18 protein-coding genes, 1 tRNA gene and 1 pseudogene are annotated in these 23,791 nt (G+C 56.5%); 12 read left to right on the top strand and 8 right to left on the bottom strand.

Annotated elements, in window-relative coordinates:
• Positions 1-82 precede the first annotated feature (82 nt).
• The 5 genes from ABFX35_RS04125 (at position 83) to yejF (ending at position 7,304) form a co-directional block, all read left to right on the top strand.
• The gene (locus tag ABFX35_RS04125) at positions 83-1,657 is read left to right on the top strand and encodes a cyclic di-GMP phosphodiesterase (RefSeq protein ID WP_279027514.1); all 1,575 of its coding nucleotides are present in this window, start codon (positions 83-85) and stop codon (positions 1,655-1,657) included.
• Between the two features lie 104 nt (positions 1,658-1,761).
• Positions 1,762-3,570 carry an extracellular solute-binding protein gene (locus ABFX35_RS04120; protein WP_279027512.1) on the top strand — a complete coding sequence of 603 codons (1,809 nt, stop codon included), beginning with the start codon at positions 1,762-1,764 and terminating at the stop codon, positions 3,568-3,570.
• A gap of 11 nt (positions 3,571-3,581) precedes the next feature.
• Positions 3,582-4,676 carry a microcin C ABC transporter permease YejB gene (locus ABFX35_RS04115; RefSeq protein WP_346079350.1) on the top strand — a complete coding sequence of 365 codons (1,095 nt, stop codon included), beginning with the start codon at positions 3,582-3,584 and terminating at the stop codon, positions 4,674-4,676.
• Positions 4,673-5,698 (top strand): ABC transporter permease, encoded by a 1,026-nt coding sequence (locus tag ABFX35_RS04110; RefSeq protein WP_346079348.1) that lies wholly within the window; start codon positions 4,673-4,675, stop codon positions 5,696-5,698. The genes ABFX35_RS04115 and ABFX35_RS04110 overlap by 4 nt, the downstream gene beginning before the upstream one ends.
• 1 nt (position 5,699) lies before the next feature.
• Positions 5,700-7,304 (top strand): microcin C ABC transporter ATP-binding protein YejF, encoded by a 1,605-nt coding sequence (gene yejF / locus ABFX35_RS04105; RefSeq protein ID WP_346079346.1) that lies wholly within the window; start codon positions 5,700-5,702, stop codon positions 7,302-7,304.
• A 10-nt stretch (positions 7,305-7,314) separates the two neighbouring features.
• Here yejF and ABFX35_RS04100 read toward each other — a convergent pair whose 3' ends face one another.
• Positions 7,315-7,659 carry a YejG family protein gene (locus ABFX35_RS04100; RefSeq protein WP_095845130.1) on the bottom strand — a complete coding sequence of 115 codons (345 nt, stop codon included), beginning with the start codon at positions 7,657-7,659 and terminating at the stop codon, positions 7,315-7,317.
• Positions 7,660-8,216: 557 nt separating this feature from the next.
• Positions 8,217-8,930 carry a 16S rRNA pseudouridine(516) synthase RsuA gene (gene rsuA, locus ABFX35_RS04095; RefSeq protein WP_279027502.1) on the bottom strand — a complete coding sequence of 238 codons (714 nt, stop codon included), beginning with the start codon at positions 8,928-8,930 and terminating at the stop codon, positions 8,217-8,219.
• A gap of 614 nt (positions 8,931-9,544) precedes the next feature.
• On the opposite strand from rsuA, the gene radD reads away from it, so the two are divergent.
• Positions 9,545-11,302 (top strand): DNA repair helicase RadD, encoded by a 1,758-nt coding sequence (radD, locus tag ABFX35_RS04090; protein ID WP_346079343.1) that lies wholly within the window; start codon positions 9,545-9,547, stop codon positions 11,300-11,302.
• A 149-nt stretch (positions 11,303-11,451) separates the two neighbouring features.
• Positions 11,452-11,736, top strand: a complete 285-nt coding sequence (gene rplY / locus ABFX35_RS04085; RefSeq protein ID WP_279029162.1) for a 50S ribosomal protein L25 — start codon at positions 11,452-11,454, stop codon at positions 11,734-11,736.
• Positions 11,737-11,872: 136 nt separating this feature from the next.
• On the opposite strand, the gene yejK is transcribed toward rplY, so the two are convergent.
• On the bottom strand, positions 11,873-12,883 hold the full coding sequence (gene yejK, locus ABFX35_RS04080; RefSeq protein ID WP_279029159.1) for a nucleoid-associated protein YejK: 1,011 nt from the start codon (positions 12,881-12,883) through the stop codon (positions 11,873-11,875).
• Between the two features lie 238 nt (positions 12,884-13,121).
• On the opposite strand from yejK, the gene ABFX35_RS04075 reads away from it, so the two are divergent.
• The 5 genes and pseudogenes from ABFX35_RS04075 (at position 13,122) to ABFX35_RS04055 (ending at position 17,716) form a co-directional block, all read left to right on the top strand.
• Positions 13,122-13,349 carry a YejL family protein gene (locus tag ABFX35_RS04075; protein ID WP_095845135.1) on the top strand — a complete coding sequence of 76 codons (228 nt, stop codon included), beginning with the start codon at positions 13,122-13,124 and terminating at the stop codon, positions 13,347-13,349.
• Positions 13,350-13,358: 9 nt separating this feature from the next.
• Positions 13,359-15,134, top strand: coding sequence for an LPS biosynthesis-modulating metalloenzyme YejM (gene yejM, locus ABFX35_RS04070; protein WP_346079340.1), 1,776 nt, complete (start codon positions 13,359-13,361; stop codon positions 15,132-15,134).
• A 76-nt stretch (positions 15,135-15,210) separates the two neighbouring features.
• Positions 15,211-15,287 (top strand) — tRNA-Pro (locus ABFX35_RS04065).
• 106 nt (positions 15,288-15,393) lie between these two features.
• Positions 15,394-15,650 (top strand): annotated as a pseudogene (locus ABFX35_RS04060) (transposase); the annotation flags it as partial.
• A 242-nt stretch (positions 15,651-15,892) separates the two neighbouring features.
• Positions 15,893-17,716 carry a tyrosine-protein phosphatase gene (locus ABFX35_RS04055; RefSeq protein ID WP_346079338.1) on the top strand — a complete coding sequence of 608 codons (1,824 nt, stop codon included), beginning with the start codon at positions 15,893-15,895 and terminating at the stop codon, positions 17,714-17,716.
• 551 nt (positions 17,717-18,267) lie between these two features.
• Here ABFX35_RS04055 and ABFX35_RS04050 read toward each other — a convergent pair.
• The 5 genes from ABFX35_RS04050 to ABFX35_RS04030 all read right to left on the bottom strand — a co-directional run bounded on the left by ABFX35_RS04050 (position 18,268) and on the right by ABFX35_RS04030 (position 23,744).
• Positions 18,268-18,771, bottom strand: coding sequence for an Lrp/AsnC family transcriptional regulator (locus ABFX35_RS04050; RefSeq protein ID WP_279024475.1), 504 nt, complete (start codon positions 18,769-18,771; stop codon positions 18,268-18,270).
• 148 nt (positions 18,772-18,919) lie between these two features.
• Positions 18,920-20,239: a 4-aminobutyrate--2-oxoglutarate transaminase gene (gene gabT / locus ABFX35_RS04045; RefSeq protein ID WP_346079335.1), complete on the bottom strand. Its 1,320-nt coding sequence runs from the start codon at positions 20,237-20,239 to the stop codon at positions 18,920-18,922.
• A gap of 389 nt (positions 20,240-20,628) precedes the next feature.
• On the bottom strand, positions 20,629-21,555 hold the full coding sequence (locus ABFX35_RS04040; protein WP_346079333.1) for a 2-hydroxyacid dehydrogenase: 927 nt from the start codon (positions 21,553-21,555) through the stop codon (positions 20,629-20,631).
• Positions 21,555-22,403: a GNAT family N-acetyltransferase gene (locus ABFX35_RS04035; RefSeq protein ID WP_346079331.1), complete on the bottom strand. Its 849-nt coding sequence runs from the start codon at positions 22,401-22,403 to the stop codon at positions 21,555-21,557. Before ABFX35_RS04035 ends, ABFX35_RS04040 begins: the two co-directional genes overlap by 1 nt.
• 9 nt (positions 22,404-22,412) lie before the next feature.
• The gene (locus tag ABFX35_RS04030; protein ID WP_346079329.1) at positions 22,413-23,744 is read right to left on the bottom strand and encodes an NAD(P)/FAD-dependent oxidoreductase; all 1,332 of its coding nucleotides are present in this window, start codon (positions 23,742-23,744) and stop codon (positions 22,413-22,415) included.
• Positions 23,745-23,791 lie beyond the last annotated feature (47 nt).

Below are 23,791 nucleotides of genomic sequence, written 5' to 3'. Positions count from 1 at the left end.
AATAAATAACAAAGGCTGGCGGAAACATTAAGTCTATTGGATGAACATTAAAAAGCCTTATACTTAACCAGGGGATGGTTTTATGAGTTTAAAGCAAGATTTTACACAGCACCGTTCACAAAAGCGGCGCAATTTGTTTAACTGCGGGGCGATTGCCCTATTGGCCTTTATGGTATTTAGCGCCGTGGCTTTATTGCTGATTCAGCAACTGCGTGTGCAATACCAGCACTCCGTCGAAGAACGTACGCATCAATACGCCATAACTTACCTCAATGAACTGACGTCGGTCATGCGCGGAATTATGCCGCAGGCGCAAAAAAGCTGTGCGTCAATCACGCCGGAACTCACCTACAAGGCGGCCTTTACCAGCAGCGTTCGCGCTTTCTTGTTGATTAAAAACGGTGTGGCCTATTGTTCTTCCGCCACCGGCGAAATGGCAACTGAACTGCGCGAAATTTACCCGGAGATCAACTGGCACCAGCCGCTGGATATGAAGTTGCAACAAGGCACGCCGATAGTCCCGAACAAACCGGTAGCCGCCATCTGGCTGCAGCAACCGGGCAGTGAAGACAGCGGCGTATTGGCAACCCTGGATATCGATCTGGCCCCGTATCTGCTGTTTTCCTCACATGACGATCGGGCGCCGGGGTTGGCGATTATTATGGGCAACCGCGCATTGACCACTTTCAGCCCACAGTTAATACCGGTGGAACAATTACCCCAGGCCAACGCCCATCGTTTATCCATCAAACATTACCCGATGGCCGTTGTATTTTATAACCAAAACCTGACATCGAACGATATACGGCTTAGCCTGCTGGGCAGCCTGGTTCTGGCGGTGTTAATCAGTGTGCTGGCTTATTACATGCTCCTGCTGCACCAAAGCCCTCAGCGCGCGTTGCTTAACGGCATACGCCACGGTGAGTTTGTGGTGGAATACCAACCGGTATTTGCCTGCGCAGACCGCGCACTGGTGGGCATGGAAGCATTGATCCGCTGGTGGCACCCCACGGAAGGACTGATCCCGCCGGACGTATTCATTCCCTATGCCGAAAGCAACGGGCTCATTGATCCGCTAACCCGCCACCTGTTCGAACTGATTATCCATGATCTCCCCACGTTGGCGCCGGTGCTGCCGGAAAACGCCAAAATGGGCATCAACCTCCCCCCTTCCTACCTGGTCGATCCGGCATTCCGCCAGGATATACAGCCGTTGTTGGCGGCGATGGCGCGCAATCATTGCAAACCGGTGTTCGAAGTGACCGAACGCGGCATGGTGGAAGCCGACAATGCACTGGCGGTGTTTAACTGGCTGCAAAGCCAGGGGATTGAAGTTGCCATTGACGATTTCGGCACCGGCCACAGCGCGCTGATTTATCTGGAACGCTTCGCATTGGATTATTTGAAGATCGACCGCGGTTTTATCAACGCCATCGGCCGGGACAGCATAACCACCCCGGTGCTGGACGCCGTGATCGCCCTGGCGAAGCGCCTGGACATGCAAACCATCGCCGAAGGGGTCGAGACCGCAGAGCAGTTTGCCTTCTTACAGGAACAAGGCGTTAACTATATGCAGGGCTATTACTTCAGCAAACCGCTCGGCCTTCATGCCTTCACCGAATTTGCCCAAGCCTGGCAAAATGGCCGCGATCTTTAATTTTCTTTACCCTGTAAGCGGTTATCGGGTGTTATGCTAGGCTGTATTTTATCAAGCAGCAGTTCAGCCGAATTTTATTTACACAGCAGGAGCTTACCGTATATATGTTGATGCGCGTTTTTGCTGCCATGGCGTTTGCGGCATGCAGTTTTGCTCTGCACGCCGAAGACATCAATGAAAGCTACGCTTTCGCTCTGCTCGGCGAACCCAAATATTCCAACGATTTCACCCACTACGACTACGTTAACCCTGCCGCGCCAAAAGGCGGGGACGTACGCCTGGCGGCTATAGGCACCTACGACAACTTTAACCGCTTTGCCTCCAGAGGGGTTCCCGGCCAGGGCACCGGCGATCTGTACGACACACTGTTCGCCAGTTCCGACGATGAACCCGCCAGTTACTACCCATTAATCGCCGAATCGGCACGCTACCCTGCCGATATGCGCTGGATGGAGCTCAGCATCAACCCGCGCGCCCGTTTCCAGGACGGCAGCCCGATCACCGCCGCCGATGTCGCCTTCACTTTCAATAAGTTCATGACCGAAGGCGTGCCGCAGTACCGTGTCTATTACAAAGGGGTAAAGGTCAAAGCGATTTCCCGCCTGGTGGTGCGTATCGAACTGCCGGAAACCGACAGGGAGAAAATGCTCAGCCTGCTTGGCACGCGGGTACTGCCGGAGAGCTTTTGGAAAGATCACAATCTCAGTGAACCGCTCGGGACGCCGCCACTGGGCAGTGGCCCCTACAAAGTCGGCAGCTACCGCGCCGGCCAATACATCACCTACCAACGGGTGCGTGATTACTGGGCGGCCAACCTGCCGGTGAACCGTGGGCGTTTTAACTTCGATACGATTCGCTACGATTATTATCTGGACGACAAAGTGGCGCTCGAGGCTTTCAAGGCCGGCGCGTATGACTTCCGTAGCGAAAGCGCCCCCAAAAGCTGGGCGACCCAATACGAGGGGGGCAACTTCGCACGTAACTACATCATCAAACAGGATGAAACCAACCAGGCTGCGCAAAATACCCGCTGGTTGGCGTTTAATATCCACCGGCCAATCTTTGCCGACCGCCGGGTGCGTGAAGCCATCACGCTGGCGTTTGATTTCGACTGGATGAACAAAGCGCTGTACTACAATGCCTATCAGCGCACCCGCAGTTATTTCCAGAATACCCCCTATGCGGCCAGCGGCTACCCCGATGCTGCGGAGCTGGCGGTGCTGGCGCCGCTTAAAGATCGGGTGCCGCCAGAGGTATTCAACCAGATTTATCAGCCCCCAGGCACCGACGGCAGTGGTTACGATCGGCAAAATCTGTTGAAGGCCACCCAATTGCTGCAGGAAGCCGGGTGGGAGGTGAAGAACCAGCGCCTGATCAACAGCAAAACCGGCAAACCTTTTGTCTTCGAACTGATGCTGCTAAGCGGCAGTAATTTCCAGTACGTGCTTCCCTTCAAGCACAATTTGCAGCGGCTGGGGATCACCATGGAAATCCGCGAAATAGACGCCACCCAGTACACCCGCCGGATGCGTGAACGCGATTTCGACATGATGCCGACCGTTTATCCGGCGATGCCGTTCCCCAACGCCAATCTGGAGATGTATTGGGGCACCCACTACATCAACTCCAGCTATAACTCACCGGGCGTCAGCGATCCGGCGGTTGACGCACTGTTGGCGCAAATCCTGAAAAGCCAGGGGGATGAAGCCGCGCTGTTGCCGCTGGGGCGGGCACTGGACCGGGTATTAACATGGAATATGTTTATGCTGCCAATGTGGTACTCCAACCACGATCGCTTCGCCTACTGGGACAAATTCTCCATGCCATCCATTCGCCCAGCCTACGCCGTTGGCTTTGAAAACTGGTGGTATGACGTCAACAAAGCGGCACGTTTGCCGGCACAGCAGCACTAAAGGAGCCGGTGATGGCCGCTTACCTGATACGCAGACTATTGCTGGTGATCCCCACCCTATGGGCCATTATCACCATCAACTTTTTCATCGTGCAGATCGCCCCCGGCGGGCCGGTGGACCAGGCGATTGCCGCCATTGAGCTGGGCCAACACAGCGGCTTTAGCGGCGGTGGGGTCAGCGAAGGGCTCGGCCATGCCAAAGCCGGCGTCGGCAATGCGGGCGAAGGCCACTACCGGGGATCGCGCGGGTTGGATCCTGAAGTGATCGCCGAAATTACCCAGCGCTACGGCTTTGATAAGCCGCTGCACACGCGTTATTTCACCATGTTGTGGAATTATATCCGCCTGGATTTCGGCGATAGCCTGTTCCGCGGCGCATCGGTGATGCAACTGGTTGGCCAAAGCCTGCCGGTTTCCATCAGCCTGGGGCTGTGGAGCACGCTGATCATCTACCTGGTGTCGATCCCGCTTGGCATCCGCAAGGCCATTCACAACGGCAGCGCATTTGATGCCTGGAGCAGTTGGCTGATTATTATCGGCTATGCCATCCCGGCCTTCCTGTTTGCCATCTTGCTGATTGTGCTGTTCGCCGGCGGCAGCTACCTTGACTGGTTCCCGCTGCGCGGGCTGGTTTCAAGCAATTTCGATAGCCTGCCCTGGTACAGTAAAATCACCGACTATCTGTGGCACATTACGCTGCCGGTGCTGGCAACGGTGATCGGCGGTTTCGCGGCGTTAACCATGCTGACCAAGAATTCCTTTCTTGATGAAATCCGCAAACAATACGTCATCACCGCGCGCGCCAAAGGGCTGGATGAAAAAAAGATCCTTTATCGCCACGTATTCCGCAACGCCATGCTGCTGGTGATTGCCGGCTTCCCGGCCACGTTTATCAGCATGTTTTTTACCGGCTCCCTGCTGATTGAGGTGATGTTCTCTCTCAACGGGCTGGGGCTGCTGGGCTATGATGCCACCCTGCAGCGTGATTACCCGGTGATGTTCGGCACGCTGTATATTTTCACCCTGATCGGCCTGCTGCTGAATATCGTCAGCGACATCACCTATACCCTGGTCGATCCGCGTATTGATTTCGAGGCACGCCAATGAGCCGTTTAAGCCCGATCAATCAGGCGCGCTGGGCACGTTTTCGCAGCAACCGCCGCGGTTACTGGTCACTGTGGATTTTCCTGGTGTTGTTCGTTCTCAGCCTGGCCGCCAACCTGATCGCCAACGATAAACCCCTGCTGGTGCGTTATGAAGGGCGTTTCTACCAGCCCTTTATGGTCAACTATAGCGAAGCCACCTTTGGCGGCCAGTTGCACACCACCACGGACTATCAGGATCCGTTTATCCAGCAACAGATCGAAAACCACGGCTGGGCAATCTGGGCACCGATTCGCTATAACTACGACACCATCAATTTCGCCACCGATGTGCCCTTCCCTTCCCCGCCTTCGCGCCATAACCTGCTTGGCACCGACAGCAACGGCAGCGATGTGCTCGCCCGGGTGCTGTATGGGTTCCGTATTTCCATGCTGTTTGGCCTGGCGCTGACGCTATTTTCCAGCCTGATCGGTATTTTCGCCGGCGCGATTCAGGGGTATTACGGCGGCAGGATCGATTTGTGGGGGCAACGCTTCATTGAGGTGTGGTCGGGCATGCCGACGCTGTTCTTGATCATTTTGCTGTCCAGCATTGTGCAGCCCAACTTCTGGTGGCTGCTGGCGATCACTATTCTGTTTGGCTGGATGAGCCTGGTCGGGGTGGTGCGAGCCGAGTTCCTGCGCACCCGCAATTACGACTATATTCGCGCCGCCCGCGCCATGGGGGTTGCCGATCGGGTGATCATGTACCGCCATATGCTGCCAAACGCCATGGTGGCGACGCTGACGTTCCTGCCGTTTATTCTGTGCGGCTCAATAACCACCCTCACTTCACTTGATTTCCTTGGTTTCGGCCTGCCGCTCGGTTCGCCTTCGCTGGGCGAACTGCTGCTGCAAGGCAAGAATAACCTGCAGGCGCCCTGGCTTGGCATTACCGCCTTTATCGTGCTGGCCCTGCTGCTTTCGTTATTAATTTTCATCGGCGAAGCGGTACGCGATGCCTTTGATCCCAGCAAGGCGCATTAATATGGCTACATCCCCACTGCTTTCCATTGAGGATCTCCACATCGCCTTCCGCCAGGGGGGCGAGCTTAGCCCGGTGGTCAACGGCATCTCGCTGCAGGTTGAGCAGGGCGAAACGCTGGCGCTGGTCGGCGAATCCGGCTCCGGCAAGAGCGTAACTGCGCTGTCGGTGCTGCGGCTGCTGCCCGCGCCGCCGGTGGTCTACCCGCACGGCGATATTCTGTTTGGCGGCCAATCCCTGCTGCACGCGCCAGAAAGTGCATTGCGCAAAGTGCGTGGCAACCAGATCGCCATGATTTTCCAGGAACCGATGGTGTCGCTCAATCCCCTGCACACCATTGAAAAACAGCTGGCCGAAGTATTGGCGCTGCACCGTGGGATGGGGCGTGAAGCGGCGCGCGGCGAAATCATTCACTATCTGGATCGTGTGGGGATCCACAATGCCAAAAGCCGGCTGAAAGATTATCCGCACCAGCTCTCTGGCGGGGAACGCCAACGCGTGATGATCGCCATGGCCACCCTGACCCAGCCGAAGCTGCTGATCGCCGATGAGCCGACCACCGCACTGGACGTCACCATTCAGGCGCAGATCCTGCGTTTGCTGCAAGAGTTGAAGCAAGAAATGGGCATGGGGCTGCTGTTTATTACCCATAACCTGAATATCGTGCGCCGCCTGGCGGACAACGTAGCCGTGATGCGCCAGGGGCAATGCGTTGAACAGGGCGCGCGTGACCGGTTGTTCCAGGCACCGCAGCATGCCTATACCCAGCAACTGTTGGCAGCGGAAAACGTCGGTGAACCGTTGCCACTGCCGGCCGCTCGCCCCGGCGATGAACCGCCGTTGCTGCGGGTGGAGAACCTGCAGGTCAGCTTCCCGATAAAACGCGGCTTGCTGCGCCGCACCGTTGCCGAACACTACGCGCTGAAAAATCTGAGCTTCGAGCTCCGGGCCGGCGAGAGCGTGGGGCTGGTGGGCGAATCCGGCTCTGGCAAGAGCACCACCGGGCTGGCCCTGTTGCGCTTGCTCGCTTCACGGGGCGCCATCTGGTTTAACGGCCAGCCACTGCACCAGTTCAATATGAAGCAAATGCAGCCGTTCCGTAGCCAGATACAGATCGTGTTTCAAGATCCCTACTCCGCCCTTAATCCACGGCTTAACGTGTTGCAGATTGTGGCCGAAGGGCTGGAGGTGCACCAGCAGCTTAGCGCCGAACAGCGCGAGCAGCGGGTGATTGCCGCATTAACGGAAGTGGGGTTGGATCCGGCGCTGCGCCACCGCTACCCGAATGAATTTTCAGGCGGCCAGCGCCAACGCATCGCCATCGCCCGCGCGCTGATTTTGCAGCCAAAGCTGCTGATTTTGGATGAGCCTACGTCATCGCTGGATAAATCAGTGCAAGCGCAGATCCTGCTGCTGCTGAAATCGCTGCAACGGCAGCACGGGCTGGCCTACCTGTTTATCAGCCACGATTTGCAGGTGGTGCGTTCGCTGTGCCATCAGGTGATTGTGCTGCGCCAGGGGGAAGTGGTGGAACAGGGCGATTGCCGGGCAATCTTCAATGCCCCCACGGCGGCCTATACGCAGCAATTATTGCAATTAGCTGAGTAACGCAGCAGGGTTAGAAAGGATATTGGGCGCTTACCGGCTCGGCGATCGCCGCCCCGACGTTTTTTAACCGGCAGAGGGTGGCGCTTTCATCGCTGCGATGAACAAACAGGCAAGGTTCCCCTTCCCATTCCACCACGGCGCAATCGACCTGAATTTCTTGCAAAGACAGGTTCAACTGATGCATTACCTGCCACGCATCGCAACCATCATGGCTGAGCAACTTCAAGCCAATCAGATTGTTATCTTCGTCTATGCCGTTCAGCGGCATCGGTTCCACCTTGACGCCGGTAAAGCCCGATAGCCAACGATAACTTTGCGGTAAGCGGTGCACCACCGAAAGTTGGATACTGTCCACGTGAAATCCCTAGGTTGAAAAAGTGAAGTACGCGTTACTGACTCACTAAAGTATAGCCGCAGTGAATTATCCTAGTGGCCATAATTTTACTTATTAGCAACAATTAATACACAAGAATAACCTTTATCCCACGTTTGCCGTTCGCTGCTGCAGCAATCATCCGCGTTGCCTGTACAGCATTTTGCGACTCAGCTCGCATTTTTGCGTTATATGTACCCCTTTCACCGCCGGATCTCAACCTTTTTTCTTGCATTGGCGTTACTTTTTAATCGCCATATTTTTACAGAAAATAAACAAGCACCCATAAGGCGATTTGAGGGGGAATGAATAACTATTTGAATTTTGATTAAAAAAAGGTAAACACCACGTGGAGTATGAAAAGAAATTAAAGGGTTGGCAGGTGAACAGCACCCGCTAAACGGGCGCCATTTTAACAAAAAATACACAGTGATTCGTTTGCAATTTATTAGCAGGATTATTTTTCCGCCGGCCATGCAAGGGCGCGAGTGGCCGGCATAGCGGTATGGCCGATGGCCGGGCGGAAAACGCAATTCGCCTTAATCTTGCAGGTGCGGGGCGCCAACGCTGGCGATTTCTTCCTCGGTCAGCGGGCGATATTCCCCCGGCGCCAGATCGTCATCCAGCGCGATGGCGCCAATACGTTCACGGTGCAGTTCAACCACCCGGTTGCCTACTGCGGCAAACATGCGTTTTACCTGATGGTAACGCCCTTCACTGATCGTCAGGCGCACCAGGGTATCCTCCAGCTTTTCCAACTGGGCCGGCTTGGTGAGATCTTTTTCATTATGCAACTGCACGCCGGCGGCAAAGCGCTGTGCGGTATCTTCCGCCAGCGGTTGCTCCAGCGTAACCAGATAGGTTTTTTCGCAGTGATGCTTCGGCGAGGTGATACGGTGCGACCACTGGCCGTCGTCGGTCATCAGCACCAGGCCGGTGGTATCAATATCCAACCGCCCTGCCGCATGCAGCTTATAAGCCACCGGTTCATCAAGAAAATAGAGCACCGTGGGGTGGTCGGGATCTTCGGTGGAACACACGTAGCCCTGCGGTTTGTTGAGCATAAAGTAGCGCGGGCCGTTCATTTGCTGGAGCACGTTGCCGTCAAAGGCCACTTCCTGCTCCGGCGCCAGTTTCATGGCGCCGCTTTTCACCACCTCGCCATCCACGGTAACGCGCTTTGCACGGAGTTCACGGGCTACCAGCGCACGGCTGATACCTAATTGCTGAGATAAAAACTTGTCCAGTCGCATTGAGTCTACTTTGCCTGCCGTTATTGTGATCGTGTTGATCATACTGCTAAAACACAACGCCCCGCCGCTGCATGGCGGGGCCAGAAAGTGCCAGACTGCGCCCGTGCATAATGGCGGGCACAGCCCGATCGGTAAAAAATCTATGGGGGCCGCCACGAGTATAACGGTGGAAAACGCTGCCTCCCAGCAGTTAATGTTCTCTCGGCTTTTGCTGCCCTTCCCTCACCCCAACCCTCTCCCAAGGGGAGAGGGAGCGCCCGTGCCCATTGCCAACCCCAACGCCGTACATCCCCTCTCCCTCTGGGAGAGGGTTAGGGTGAGGGCAAATCCGCCCTCTGGTATCCACACTCACCGCCGACGCCGCTCGTCCCCTCTCCCTCTGGGAGAAGGTTAGGGTGAGGGCAAATCCTTCCTCTGGTTCCGCACTCATCGCCGACGCCGATCGTCCCCTCTCCCTCTGGGAGAGGGTTAGGGTGAGGGAAACTCGCACCAATGCGACCGGGAAGGCATAATAGCGAAAAGTTTTCCGCCGCCAGGGGGACAATGCCCACATTCCGTGGGCAATAAGCCAACAAACGGCCCCGGCGGCCCCGACCAGCAAGCGGCATTCATACATGGCATTTACCCTACGCCCCTATCAGTTAGAAGCGGTTGAAGCCACTATCGGGCATTTCCGCAAATCCACCGAGCCTGCGTTAATCGTCCTGCCCACCGGCGCCGGGAAAAGCCTGGTGATCGCCGAATTGGCCAAACGCGCGCGTGGGCGAGTATTGGTATTGGCTCATGTTAAGGAACTGGTGGCGCAGAACCATGCCAAATATTGCGCCTACGGGCTGGAAGCCGATATTTTCGCCGCCGGCCTGCAACAGAAAGAAAGCGCGGGCAAAGTGGTGTTTGGCAGCGTGCAGTCGGTGGCGCGCAACCTGGCGCTGTTCGATGGCGCTTTCTCGCTGCTGATTATCGACGAGTGCCACCGTATCAGCGATGACGACGGCAGCCAGTACCAGCAGATTATCCAGCAACTCACGCGCGGCAACCCACAGCTACGGTTGCTGGGCCTGACGGCGACGCCCTACCGTTTGGGCAAAGGCTGGATCTATCAATACCACTATCACGGCATGGTTCGGGGCGACGGCAGCACGTTATTCCGCACCTGCATTTATGAGCTGCCGCTGCGCTATATGATCAAACATGGCTATCTGGTGCCGCCGGAGCGCCTGGATATGCCGATCGTACAGTACGATTTCAGCCGTTTGCAGGCCAATAGCAATGGGTTGTTTAGCGAAGCGGATCTCAACCGTGAGTTAAAACAGCAAAGCCGCATCACCCCGCACATCATCAGCCAGATTGTCGAATACGCGGAAGATCGCAAAGGAGTGATGATCTTCGCCGCCACCGTGGAACATGCCGGCGAAATATATGGCCTGTTGCCGGCCGGCGAAGCGGCGTTGGTCAGTGCACAAACGCCGGCCGTTGAACGCGATGCGTTGATCGAAGCCTTTAAACAACAGCGGCTGCGCTATTTGGTCAACGTCGCCGTTCTGACCACCGGCTTTGATGCGCCGCATGTCGATCTGATCGCCATTTTGCGCCCTACCGAATCCGTTAGCCTGTATCAGCAGATCGTTGGGCGTGGCCTACGGCTGGCCCCCGGTAAAAAAGACTGCCTGATCCTCGATTATGCCGGCAATCCACACGATCTGTTTACGCCGGAAGTCGGCGCCAGCAAGCCCCACCGCGACAGCCAGCCGGTACAAGTGTTCTGCCCCGCCTGCGGCTTCGCCAATCTGTTCTGGGGAAAATGCACCGAAAGCGGCGCCATCATTGAGCACTATGGCCGGCGCTGCCAGGGGTGGCTGGAAGACGACCAAGGGCAGCGCGAACAGTGCGATTATCGCTTCCGTTTCAAAAACTGCCCGCACTGCGGGGCGGAAAACGACATCGCCGCACGCCGATGCCACCAGTGCCAGGAAGTGCTTGTCGATCCGGACGACATGCTGAAGGCGGCGCTGAAGCTCAAAGATGCCCTGGTGCTGCGCTGCGGCGGCATGGCGTTAGACAGCGGGCGCGACGGCAAGGGCGAATGGCTGAAAGCCACCTACTTTGACGAAGAAGGCACCAGCACCAGCGAGCGTTTCCGCCTGCAAACGCCGGCGCAGCGTAAAGCTTTCGAGATGCTGTTCCTGCGCCCGCATCAGCGCGCGCCAGGCGTGCCGTTCCCGTGGCAAAACGCCGAAGACGTGCTCAAACAGCAGGCGCTGCTGCGCCATCCGGATTTTGTCGTCGCACGCAAGCGCGGCCAGTTCTGGCAGGTGCGGGAAAAAGTGTTCGATTATCAGGGCCGTTTCCGCCGCGCCAACGAATTACGCTAAGCGCCGCCGGCAGGTTTTCATTGCCCTTGAGGCGGCTTTCCGTTAAAATGCCGCCCGCTTTACCCGGGGCTCCCGGCGTAAAGGCGAGTTATCGAACCTGTTACTGGGTCGCCTGTAGCAGGGTAAATTTTCTTTTAAGAGAAAAAACAATGTTCACTATCAATGCACAAGTACGTCAAGAGCAGGGTAAGGGTGCGAGCCGCCGCCTGCGCGCAGCAAACAAATTCCCAGCTATCGTTTACGGTGGCAAAGACGCTGCAATCTCCATCGAACTGGATCACGATTCTGTGAAAAACATGGAAGCCAAGCCTGGTTTCTATGGTGAACCTATCGTACTGGTTATCGACGGTAAAGAAACCAAAGTTCAAGTTCAGGCTGTTCAGCGCCACGCGTTCAAGCCAAAACTGACCCACATCGACTTCGTTCGCGTTTAATCGCAACGTTATCGAGCTTTGCTTTCGGGACGCCGAATAAAAAACGCCGCATCTGCGGCGTTTTTTATTGCCTGCCGGCCGGCAAAACCCGGTTGAGCAGGTAGCAGGGCGAAGCAATTCGCCCCAGTATATTCGGTTAGTTGCCGCCGCCGGTTAAACGGCGTTGCAGTTGATCGCGCAGGTTCGGCGGCGTGCCTTTGATCGTTAGCGTATCGGTTGCCGCATCCCAGAAAATGCGTTCACCCAGCAACAGGGCATCAAAGTTAATGCTGATCCCGCCGCCGCTGCCGGCGAACTTGGTCAATTGGCGCAGCGTGCTGCGATCGGCCGGGAAGCTCTCTTCAAGCTGGTAGCCCTGCTCACTGGAAAACTGCACAAAATCCTTTTCGCCGTGCGGCTCCAGCTCTTTGGAAAGCGCCTGCAGCGCAATCTCTTCCCCGGCCTGCAACTGCTCATTACAGTAGCTGTACACCTGCTGGCGCACCGCCTGGCGTTCATTTTTATCCAGTTGGGCATCGGCGCAATAATCGTCCACTGCCTGCAACAGGCCGCGGTTTTGCGCTTTGGTATCCAGCCCTTCCGCCGCCGCCAGGAAATCCATAAAGAAATCTGAAACCTTGCGCCCCACGCGCCCACGCAAAAACGTCAGGTAACGGGTCGACTCCGGGTTGGTTTCCCACTCGGTCAGATCGATACGCGCCACAATATCGGCATGGTTGATATCCAGATAGTGGGTCACGCTGATATCCAATTCTTCATTAACCCGCATACTGTTGCAGCTGTTCAGCACGGCCACCAGCAAATACTCCACGGCCAGGTAGCGATATTGCGCGAACAACACCACCCCGCCCTCAGCAAACGGGTATTTGGCCAGTTCATCACGCAAACGCCCGGTGGCAGCGCGGCTGAACGCCAGAAAATCTTCATCGCCCTTCCGGCAACTGCGCAGCGCCGTCGCCAGTTCGCTGTCCTCATTGAACAGGCCGTATGCCTTGCTCTTAGCGCTATAGACACGATGCAGTTCCGCCATCATCTCTTCTACTGCGGCATTAGCGGGCAGCAGCGAATCGCGCAGCACAACGTCCAGCGTTTGTTCATCGCGCTTTACTAACTGGTGCAGAGCAACCTGGTCGAGATCCAGACTCATGATAAATCCTCCTGTTCTTTGAGCGCGTATTCAAGCACTGTCGGCTGGCCGCTGCAATGAAATCCGATCACAAACCGGCCCCGATTGGCTGGCAAAGGCTGATGGGCCGGCGGCGGCCAGGCGCACGCGCGTTAACCAAATGCACCCTGGCTTAACCATTAACCGACGATAAAAGAGCGGAAAATCACGGCCCTATACGGTAAGATAGGTGACTTTGTCAGGTTTTGAGCACAACTTTATGCCACAATCATCTCGTTATAGTGACGAACACGTTGAACAACTGCTCACAGAGTTGGTCAACGTACTGGAAAAACACCATGCCCCTACCGATCTTTCCTTGATGGTGCTGGGCAATATGGTAACCAATCTGATCAATACCAGCATTTCTCCCGCCCAGCGGAAGACACTGGCAAGATCGTTTGCTGAAGCCCTACAGGCTTCTATTCGTGAAGACAAAGCGCATTAAAAACTATTTATGGTGACAAACCGTCAGCGTTATCGTGAAAAAGTCTCCCAGATGATTAGCTGGGGGCACTGGTTCGCCCTGTTCAATATCCTACTCAGTCTGGGCCTGGGCAGCCGCTACCTGTTTGTCACCGACTGGCCCTCTTCGCTGCTGGGGCGCGTATACGCCATCGTCAGCCTGCTGGGGCATTTCAGCTTTATTGTTTTTGCCGCCTACCTGCTGATTATCTTCCCGCTCACCTTTGTGGTGATGTCGCAGCGGCTACTGCGTTTTCTTTCCGCCGCACTGGCGACCGCCGGCTTAACGCTGCTGCTGGTCGACAGCGAAGTCTTTACCCACTTCCATCTGCACCTTAACCCGGTTGTCTGGGAACTGGTGGTCAACCCGGATCAAGGCGAGGCGGCGCGCGACTGGCAGCTGATGTTCATCTGTGTACCGGTTATTTTCCTGGTAGAGATGTTGTTTGGCACCTGGAGCTGGCAAAAGCTGCGTAGCCTGAACCGCCATCACTTCGGCAAACCGCTGGCCGCGCTGTTTATCGCGGCGTTTTCAGCTTCGCATCTGATGTATATCTGGGCCGACGCCAATTTCTATCGGCCGATCACTATGCAGCGCGCCAACCTGCCACTGTCTTACCCCATGACGGCGCGTAAGTTCCTGGAAAAACACGGGCTGCTCGATCAGCAAGAGTATGAGCGCCGTTTGATGCAGCAAGGCAACCCGGAAGCCGTTACGGTGGAGTACCCGTTGAGCGATCTCAGCTACCGGGACAAAGGCAGCGGTTACAACCTGTTGATGATCGTCGTCGACAGCGTGCGCAACCAGGACATGGCGCAGGATATGCCTGCCCTCACCCGTTTTGCGCAAGAAAACGTTCACTTCATGAATCACTATAGTTCTGGCAACCGTCCGGATACCGGGCTGTTTGGCCTGTTCTATGGGATTTCTCCAACCTATCTGGATAGCGTGCTGGCGGCGCGTAAGCCTTCGGCGCTGATCGGCGCGCTCGGCGCGCAGGGTTACCAGTTTGGCCTGTTCTCATCGAACGGCTTTAATGCCGCATTGTATCGCCAGGCCCTGCTGACAGACTTCACGCTGCCGGCGCCGCGGGTGCAAAGCGATGCCGACACGCGCCAGCAGTGGCAACACTGGCTGGCAGAGCAAAGCGGCAGCACACCGTGGTTCTCTTACATCAACTTCCGCGGCGCCGGGCCGTTAACCGATGCCCAGGCACCGGCTACCTTTATCCAGCGTTATCGCGCCGGGGCGCAGGATGCCGACGAGCAAATCAACCAGGTGTTGAATACGCTGAAAGCGCGCGGGCTGCTAGAGAAAACCGTGGTGGTAATCACTGCAGAGCACGGCGTTGAGTTCGATGATAACGGCCACGGTAACTGGGGCGCGGGCAGCAGTTTCAATCAACAGCAGCTCAAAGTGCCGTTGATTATCCACTGGCCGGGCACGCCGGCGCAGGCCATCAACAAGCTGACCGGCCACAATGACGTGATGTATACGCTGATGCAGCGCCTGCTGCACGTGCAAACTCCGCCTAAAGACTATTCGCAGGGTGAAGATCTGTTTACCGCGCAGCGTAAACACAACTGGCTGGCCACCGGTGATAACAACCAGCTGATTATCACCACCCCAACGCAAACCATCGTGCTGGACAGCAATGGCACTTACCGGGCATACGACGAAAACGATCGTGAAATAAAAGGCGAAAAACCGCAGCTCGCCCTGCTGCTGCAGGTATTAACCGACGTAAAACGCTTTATCGCCAATTAACTGCTTAAAACTAACGCAATCAGTTTGTTAGCTGCTTGCATTACCAGTGGGAAACGGTAGACTGTTGCCATCACGTCGGCATGTAGCGCAGCCTGGTAGCGCACCGTCATGGGGTGTCGGGGGTCGGAGGTTCGAATCCTCTCATGCCGACCAAACATTCCAAATAGGTCAAGGGGTTAATCGAAAGGTTAGCCCCTTTGCTTTATGTGCAACACTGCACATGTGCAACACCCAATTGTGCACGTCCTTTCATTCTTATACCCATTGGGAAAATATCAATACGTTCTTCGGCTATCCGCCCGATATCCACAACGAATGCCATTAAGTCGCTGAACAGCGTTATCCGCACAGCCATCAAAAAGCGCAACGTGTTCCCAACAGACGACTCAGTGCGAAAATCATTTATCTGGCGATCAAGGGCGCTTCAAAAAATGGCGTATGCCGATCCAGAACTGGCGGCTGGCGATGAGCCGTTTTATTATCGAGTTAGGTGAGCACTTGAACGATCACGTTTAATACGCTGGCAGTGACACAGAATTACGGACAGGCTCCCATTACTTTTTCAAAACAACGGCTACAGAAATATTTCCGCCACAATCACCCCTCATAATTCCAAGCTTTAATAAATAACGAATGACAAACCATATTTATCGAGGCTTATTTTGATTCGCTATATTCCTGTTACTGTCTCTCTGGCTGCCACTGCCGTCTCAGGCGTCTTATACGCCGCACCAATAAATACACCCACGCTCGCCACGGTGGATAATTTTCGCGATATCGCTGGCACCTCGTCGGTTTATACCACCAGCCACGATGGCACCATGCGTACCGGCGTCTTTTATCGTTCTAATGCTCTGACATTATCCGCCGCGGATCAGGCAACACTCAGCACGCTCGGTATCAGCGATGTTTATGATTTACGCACCGCCAGCGAAATCGCCAGCAGCCCGGACGTGCTGCCCGACGGAGCGACGTATACGAATATTGATATCATAGGCAACGCGGTTTCGGGCAGTAACATTACTTCAATTACCTTCAGCAGCGCCGCTGAAGCAAAAGCGTTGATGCAGCAGACCAACGTCTCTTTCGTCAGCGATGCTGGGATGCGCGCGCAGTTCACCACGCTGTTTAACGATCTGGCCAGCGCTGACGGTGCAGCACTATTCCACTGTACCGCGGGCAAGGACCGCACCGGCTGGACCGCCGCCATGCTGCTAAGCATTGCCGGTGTCGACGAGGCAACCATTATGGAAAACTACCTCGCCACCAACGATTACACCCGTCAGCGTATTGGAGCGACCCTGGCGATGATGCCACCGGCCATGGCCGCGATTTATGAGCCACTGCTGGGCGTCGATGCCAGCTATCTGCAGGCCGGACTGGATGAAATTACCCGCCAGTATGGTTCGGTTGATAACTATCTGAAGCAAGGTCTGGGGCTGTCGCAGGAAACGATCTACGTCCTGCGCGGCAAAATGGTGCAGTACAGCCAGCTTCCGGAGCAAAGCGAGCTGCTGGGGAATGCGGCCCAGGGCGCGGTACTGCTTAACGCCCTGCAAAACAGCGAGCTATCGGGTCGTTACACCGACTATAACTATTATCTACAATCGGCGATTGATGCCGGAACCCTGGGCGGGGTTGAGTCTCAGGTCGGCGGGCAGATCTACGCGGACGCCGCCAGCTATCTGCTGCGTAGCGGTTCACGATTAGACAGGGCGCTGACGCCGAATATCGATAGCCGCCAGATGCGGGACGGGGAAGGAAAATTGTGGCTGACCGGGCTTAGTGGCTATCTGGGCACCGATGGCTCTGCCCGCGCCGCCAGCAGCAATGAACATACTACCGGCACGTTGCTGGGCTATAACCTGCGGGTTAATTCGCAGTTTAGCGGCTACGGCACCCTGGGATATAGCTGGGGCTCACTGGCCAGCGCTAACGCCGATGCGGATGCCAATACCACTCTGCTGGGGATCGGCGGTCGCTATGCATTCGAGGATCTCAATCATGGCTTCTTTGCTGCCGCCGATCTTAACGCGGGCTGGATCGACTATAGCAGTACGCGACGGATGAATGGTGGGTTGGGTACTGCCATCGGCGATACCCATGGCCAGCTGGTTGGCGGCACACTGCGTCTCGGCTACGTGAGTGCGCTCGACTTCGCCAGCGTCGAGTATTCCATCGGCACCCGATTGACCCACCTGCGAATGGGCGCCTTTCACGAGAGCGGCAGCGAACTAGCACTCAACGTCGATCGCGTCAGTGAAAATAACGCCAGCGGCGTTGCCAATATTAACCTCGCATTTCATCCGCAAAACAGCGGAAGCTGGATCTTCACACCTGCGGTAAATATCGGCTATGAACATAGCTTCAGCGGCCCCTCAGTACATACCAGCGGGCAGGTTTATCAATACGAGATCGGCCAGAACTCCGCATTCAATAGCCGCCATATGGTCAACGCCGGAGCCAGTATAAGCATGACGCGTGGGGCGCTGAGCTTCAACCTTGGCGGACAGGCAGAAGTCGCAAGCGGTGGCGACAGCCACGGGTACAGCGGTAATTTGAGCGTGGCTTACGCCTTTTAAAAAAACACATCAGGCCGTCGTCACTGACGGCTTGTTATTCCCCGCAAAATTTTAAAGGGATTAATGATTCGACGACGGAGATCAGCTCATCCATAAATTGAACGGCTGGCAGGCAAAGTAAATAGAAATTATGTTTCAATAGGCTATAATCAGCCGCAACCTTCTATCCGATTGCAGATAGCCCTTACTATAAACAGTAGTTGAACCTATTATTTTCTTCTCAGTGTCTAAACGAGATGGAACTGATACCTACAATTACTGCCGGTATTATGGAAGAAGCAAAAGAATTGACTGTGGGAATTAAAAGGAAATCGTTCTAAATCTTGATATTAACCCGATGTTTTTTTCACTCTTCAATCCCCCTGTCAGATACAAAGGTCATCATCACGGACAGCAATCATCGCTCATCGATAAAAGCAGAAAAATAATAAAAATCCCTGAGGCAATTCTTATGCTGTTAGCTATTGCTAGCTCCGCTGTTGTTTTTCCCCATCAGTAAATCCACTACACACCAGCCGCGGCGTTCACGCCCTCTTGCCGGACGGAACCGACTATTCAACCGACGAATGGCGGGCAATCAGCGAGCGCAGCGGCACGCTGCTGCGCAGAATCGGGGATTTGATCACGATGTAGCTGAAGTATTTGTCGATACCCACTTTGGCATCCAACAACCCTTCGATCACTTCCTGGTAATGTTCAATGCTGCGGGTGATAAAACGCAGCAGATAGTCATAGCCGCCGGTGATCAGATGGCACTCCATCAGTGTTTCCACCTCGCGGATAGCGCTCTCAAACTTTTGGAAATCTTCGCGCCGGTGGCCGGCGAGCGTCACTTCGGTAAATACCGTGACCGAATCGGTAATCTTGGTGAGGTTGATATGGGCTTCATAGCCGTTAATAAAACCCGCGGCTTCGAGCCGCTTGACGCGTTGCAGGCAAGGACTGGGGGAAAGCCCAACGGCATCGGCAAGGTTAACATTGCTGATGCGGCCATCTTTTTGCAACTGCACCAGAATGTTGATGTCGATACGGTCCAGTTTCATCAAGCCGTTCATAGCATCCCCTCATGTTACTAAAGTTACCGAACTGTCACGCGCTCCCGATGGTATAGCACGCTTTCCGCCTACGGCGCCAGCGTTTTACCCGCTCGCCCATCGAGAGCCGATGAAAAATAACCTTAGTAATATCAATAATAAAGGGGTACTAGCCGAGCCGGCCGGTCGCACGCGCCATCGCAATATCAAAAATATGCAGCGCTTCTTCCAATTGTGAATCATTGGTAACCAACGGCGCCAGAAAGCGTACGGTATTGCGATGCAGGCCGCACTTGATCAGCAGTAGCCCTTCCTGGCAAGCGCAATCAAGGATCTTCTGCGTCAATGCCGCATCTGGCTTCCCGGTGTCGAAATCCATTATTTCCACCGCCTGCATAAAACCGATCCCACGCACTTCGCCGATGCAGGCATATTTATCCGCCAGTTGCCGCAAACGAGCGTGCAGGCGCTCCCCCAATTGATTGGCGCGCGCCAACAAGTTGCCCTGCTCCATCAGCTCAAGCACCGCCAGCGCGGCCGCACAAGCCAGCGCATTACCGCCGTAGGTGCCGCCCAGCCCGCCGGGCAATGGAGCGTCCATGATCGCCGCCTTGCCGACCACGCCGGAAATCGGCAGGCCACCGCCCAGGCTTTTCGCCACCGTAACCAGATCCGGCATGATGCCGGTATGCTGGAAGCCGAACATTTTGCCAGTGCGGCCAAAGCCGGTTTGCACTTCATCGCAAATCAGCACAATGCCATGGCGTTCAGTGATCGCACGCAGCGCCTGCATAAACGCCGGCGGCGCCGGCAGAAAGCCCCCATCGCCCTGCACCGGCTCAATAATGATCGCCGCGACCCGCTCGGGCAGAATCTGTACCGCGAACAGGGTATCGAGCGCGTTTAAACAATCCTGCTCGGAAATACCGTAAAGCGGATTAGGGAACGGCACATGAAAAATATCGCTGGGGAATGGGCCGAAGTTCTGTTTATAAGGCTGGCTCATACCGGTCAGGGTGCAGCCTAATAAGGTTCGCCCATGAAAGGCGCCGTCAAAAGCAATAACACCGGGGCGGTTGGTATAGGCGCGAGCAATTTTCACCGCATTTTCCACCGCTTCCGCGCCGCTGGTGAAGAACACGCTTTTAAATACCTCACCCGCGCCAACCAGGTGATTCAGGCGCTTGGCCAGTTCGATATAACCAGGATAAGCCGCCACCTGGAAACAGGCATGAGAAACCCGATGCAATTGCGCTGTCACCGCGGCAATCACCGCCGGGTGGCTGTGGCCAACGTTCAAGACGCCAATGCCGCCGACAAAATCCAAATAACGGTTGCCTTCCACATCCCAGACTTCAGCGCCTTTGCCCTTGGCAATGACTACCGGGTGCGCCGTAACGACGCCGCGGGGAATATGTTCCTCACGCGCATCCAGGAATAGTGCATTATCAGAAAATGTCTGCTGCTCTGTTGCCAATAAATTTTGCATCTCTGTTCCTCATCGACGTGACGATAACAGGCCGCGCCGGGCAATATGCCAGGCACACCCTCAGGTTGAAGTATCGCAATAAGCATTTTCACCGCGCTGCCGAAATAAACGGGCTAGCGGCATTTACTGTTGAAATACGGGTATACCCTTCATACTTCAAGTTGCAGGTGTGTTGGCTTAGTTACTCGGCCCATCCCTGGGCCTCGCCCCTTCGGGGCCGCTGCCAACAGCGTTCAAATCTGCTCCCGGCAGATTTGTCGCTCACCGGAGGCTGGCCAGAGGCCAGGCAAATTCGTTCCTGACGAATTTGTCGCTGCGTTGCCGCCTTCCTGCAACTCGAATTATTTTGGGTATAAATCATCAGGCAAATATATTTTCGCCGCCGGCATTCAATAGCCTTTCTGTTTATCGATCAGGCCGATCATCGGTTCGCCGCATTCAAAACGGCGGATATTCTCCAGCAGCGCCCGCACGGAGCTTTCCGGCTGGGTGGTGCTGGCGATATGCGGCGTCAACCAAATTGCGGGGTGCCGCCAAAAAGGGTGGTCGGCAGGCAGCGGCTCCGGCGCGGTCACGTCCACCACTGCGGCGCTAAGCTGCTGCGCGTCAAGCGCCCGCAGCAGATCACCGTGATTAAGCTGCGCGCCACGCCCGGCCTGGACAAGGCTGGCGCCTTGCGGCAGTTGTGCAAACAGCGCCTGGTTGAGGATGCCCCGCGTGCTGTCGGTTAACGGCAGCAGGCAGATCAGGATATCGGTGCGCGCCAGAAAATCGCCGAGCTGTTCATCACCGGTCCAGCAGGCCACGCCCGGCAGCGCTTTTGGGCTGCGGCTCCAGCCACCGCACTCAAACCCCAGCGACACCAGCGTATTCAGCACCGCCACGCCCAGTTCCCCCATCCCCATCACGCCGACGCGACGGCGGGCAGCCGGCATAATCGGGTGCGCCTGCCAACAGCCTTCACGCTGCTGGCGCAGGTAGCGCGGCATATCGCGATGCAGGCCCAGCACCGCAAAAGTGACGTATTCCACCATCCCCGCCGTCAGCCCCGGCTCCACCATACGCACCACCGGCAGCTCAGCCGGCAGGCTGGCATAGTCAAACTGATCGGCGCCCGCACCAACGGAAAACAGCACTTTCAAATTGGGGAACTGCTGCATGATGTTTTCCGGCGGTTGCCAGGCCACCAGATAGTCCACCGCGTTGGCGTCGCCCACCTCCGGCCACAGGGAGAAACGTGCCTGCGGCCGCAGGCGGGCAATCACTTCCTGCCAGATGCGGCCGCGTTCTGGCGCCGATTTATAGACGATATTCATCAGGCCATCGCCTGGGTCATCAGCCCGAACGCCTGCATGCCGCCCACTTCGGGCCGCCAGGGCACGCCCTTCACCATGGTGGTGGGCGCATCCACCGTTGCCATGCCCAGGCCGCTCAGCCAGTCGCCCAAGCCGTTGCCGGCCTCAGTATCAATACGGACAAACTGCCCGTTCAGGCCGCTTAACAGCTGGCTGACCAACACCCTGGCCACCGCCAGATCGTGGGCGATCACCGGGCCGATCACGTAGCCATGGCCAAAGCGGCGCAGGCAGGCGAAACCTTCGATACCCGTCGTTTGTTCCAGCAACAGGATGCGCTCGGCACTGTGCGCCAGGCAGGCAAACAGTTCAGGCCGGTGCTGGCCGTGCGCTTGTCGATCCAGCGCCACCAGTTGCGCGATATCCGCAGGAGCGGCGGTGCGCAGCCATTGCCCGACGGCTGGCGGGATCGGATCAACCGCCCCCAGGGCGCGGCTCTGGTGTTGTTCTACCCACCCGGTGGCGACAAACCCCAGTTTTTCATACAGCCCCCGGCCGGCTTCGGTAGCATGCAGGCGCACGTTGCTGCCCGGCAGTTTATCCAGCGCCGCCAGCATCAATTGCTTGCCGAAGCCCTGGCCCTGTGCCTCATCGGCGACAATCACCAGCCCGAGCGTGGCGTATTCGCTGCCCCAGCGCCAGCACAGCGCCGTGCCCAGCAAGTGGCCGGCCTCAACGGCGGCCAGCCCTTCCCCCAGGCGCAGCGCCTGCTGCCAATCTTCACGCCGGTGCGGCCATTGCAGGCGTTGCGTCAACGCAAAGGCGGCATCCAGATGGCTTTCATTCATTGGAACAATTTGCATATCCATCCCTTCTTTTTACATCATGCCCGGCACATCCAGGCCGCTGCCGTCCACCAACCGCGCGTAGCGGAACGGGGTGGGATCGACAATCGGCTGGGCATCGGTCGCCAAATCCGCAGCTAAACGCCCGGCGCCGGGGCCAATACCAAAACCATGTCCGCTGTATCCGGCCGAGAGCACCAGCCCCGGCAGTTTTTCCACCGTGGAGATCACCGGCACCGCGTCCGGCGTGCTGTCGATCATCCCGCCCCATGCCTGTTCCAGGCGGATATTCGCCAGCGCCGGGTATTCTTTGCGCATCGCCGCCAGCCCCTCTTCCACCATTGCCATATCGGCGGCCGGATCGAGAATACGAATTCTTTCAAACGGCGACGGACCGTCAAACTGCCAGCGCGCCGGGGATTCTGGCCCGTTGAAAAATGGCCCGATGCCCAAATTGATTGTCAGGTTCTTGCGCCGCGATTTGAACATCGGGTAGAACTGGCGTGCGTAACGTAGCCCCTGCACGCCGGGTTCCAAGCGGCCCCGGCCGGAAACCGACACCGTATAACTGCCGTCCAACTGTGGGCGACAGGCAAACGACGGTGTATAAAGCGGCAGAGCAATAGTCTGTGCGATCGGCGCGGTGCGAAACGCGGTGCCGATAACGTTGCCCAGCGGCAAATCAATACCATGACGCCGGCAGAACATTGACGTCCAGGCGCCGCCGGCGCAGATCACACGGCTGGTTTTTATCAGCCCACGCTCGGTCACCACCCCGCTGACGCGCCCGGCGGAAATGTCCAGGCCGCGCACCGCACACTGCTGGAAGATGCTCGCCCCCAGGCGCTGGGCGGCAATCGCCAACCCGGGGGAGGCCCACGCAGGTTCAGCATGCCCGTCGGTCGGCGATGACACGCCCCCCAGCCAGTTGCTGGTGCTGCCCGCCGTCATCGCTTTGGCCTGCTGCGCATTTAAAATATCGCTGCGCACGCCATAGCCTTTGGCCATTTTGCCCCAATTATCCCAGGCGTCTATCTCGCTCTGATCGCCGGTGGCATAGACCAGGCCGGTGCGGCGGAAGCCAAGCTCTTCGCCGGTTTCTTTACCTAACGCCTCCCAGCGTTGCAGCGCATACATGATCAGCGGCAGTTCGCGTTCATCCCGGTTTTGCTGGCGGCACCAGCCCCAGTTGCGGCTGGATTGTTCGCCACCCACCAGTCCTTTTTCCACCAACACCACGCTGACACCCTTTTTCGCCAGCTCATATGCGGCCACCGAACCGGCAATCCCGGCGCCAATCACCACTACATCTGCCGCTTCCGGAAAATACCGGCTGTCCTGTACGTATCGAATCGGTGCTGGCATCGCTGTATTACTCCATTATCATCATTGTCTTAGTGGCCGTTGGCCCA

Source organism: Gibbsiella dentisursi (assembly GCF_039539505.1).
Classification (GTDB): domain Bacteria; phylum Pseudomonadota; class Gammaproteobacteria; order Enterobacterales; family Enterobacteriaceae; genus Gibbsiella; species Gibbsiella quercinecans.
Note: the sequence above shows the minus strand (reverse complement) of the source record. Positions and strands in the feature narration are given on the sequence as shown.

What these genes read in the sequence shown, in the direction of transcription:
- yejM (WP_346079340.1), top strand. Translation starts at nt 13,359, where the DNA reads ATGGTGACAAACCGTCAGCGTTATCGTGAAAAAGTCTCCCAGATGATT.
- rsuA (WP_279027502.1), bottom strand. Translation starts at nt 8,930, where the DNA reads ATGCGACTGGACAAGTTTTTATCTCAGCAATTAGGTATCAGCCGTGCG.
- ABFX35_RS04115 (WP_346079350.1), top strand. Translation starts at nt 3,582, where the DNA reads ATGGCCGCTTACCTGATACGCAGACTATTGCTGGTGATCCCCACCCTA.
- ABFX35_RS04035 (WP_346079331.1), bottom strand. Translation starts at nt 22,403, where the DNA reads ATGGATATGCAAATTGTTCCAATGAATGAAAGCCATCTGGATGCCGCC.
- yejK (WP_279029159.1), bottom strand. Translation starts at nt 12,883, where the DNA reads ATGAGTCTGGATCTCGACCAGGTTGCTCTGCACCAGTTAGTAAAGCGC.
- yejF (WP_346079346.1), top strand. Translation starts at nt 5,700, where the DNA reads ATGGCTACATCCCCACTGCTTTCCATTGAGGATCTCCACATCGCCTTC.
- ABFX35_RS04120 (WP_279027512.1), top strand. Translation starts at nt 1,762, where the DNA reads ATGTTGATGCGCGTTTTTGCTGCCATGGCGTTTGCGGCATGCAGTTTT.
- ABFX35_RS04075 (WP_095845135.1), top strand. Translation starts at nt 13,122, where the DNA reads ATGCCACAATCATCTCGTTATAGTGACGAACACGTTGAACAACTGCTC.
- radD (WP_346079343.1), top strand. Translation starts at nt 9,545, where the DNA reads ATGGCATTTACCCTACGCCCCTATCAGTTAGAAGCGGTTGAAGCCACT.
- ABFX35_RS04040 (WP_346079333.1), bottom strand. Translation starts at nt 21,555, where the DNA reads ATGAATATCGTCTATAAATCGGCGCCAGAACGCGGCCGCATCTGGCAG.
- rplY (WP_279029162.1), top strand. Translation starts at nt 11,452, where the DNA reads ATGTTCACTATCAATGCACAAGTACGTCAAGAGCAGGGTAAGGGTGCG.
- ABFX35_RS04110 (WP_346079348.1), top strand. Translation starts at nt 4,673, where the DNA reads ATGAGCCGTTTAAGCCCGATCAATCAGGCGCGCTGGGCACGTTTTCGC.
- gabT (WP_346079335.1), bottom strand. Translation starts at nt 20,239, where the DNA reads ATGCAAAATTTATTGGCAACAGAGCAGCAGACATTTTCTGATAATGCA.
- ABFX35_RS04030 (WP_346079329.1), bottom strand. Translation starts at nt 23,744, where the DNA reads ATGCCAGCACCGATTCGATACGTACAGGACAGCCGGTATTTTCCGGAA.
- ABFX35_RS04050 (WP_279024475.1), bottom strand. Translation starts at nt 18,771, where the DNA reads ATGAACGGCTTGATGAAACTGGACCGTATCGACATCAACATTCTGGTG.
- ABFX35_RS04125 (WP_279027514.1), top strand. Translation starts at nt 83, where the DNA reads ATGAGTTTAAAGCAAGATTTTACACAGCACCGTTCACAAAAGCGGCGC.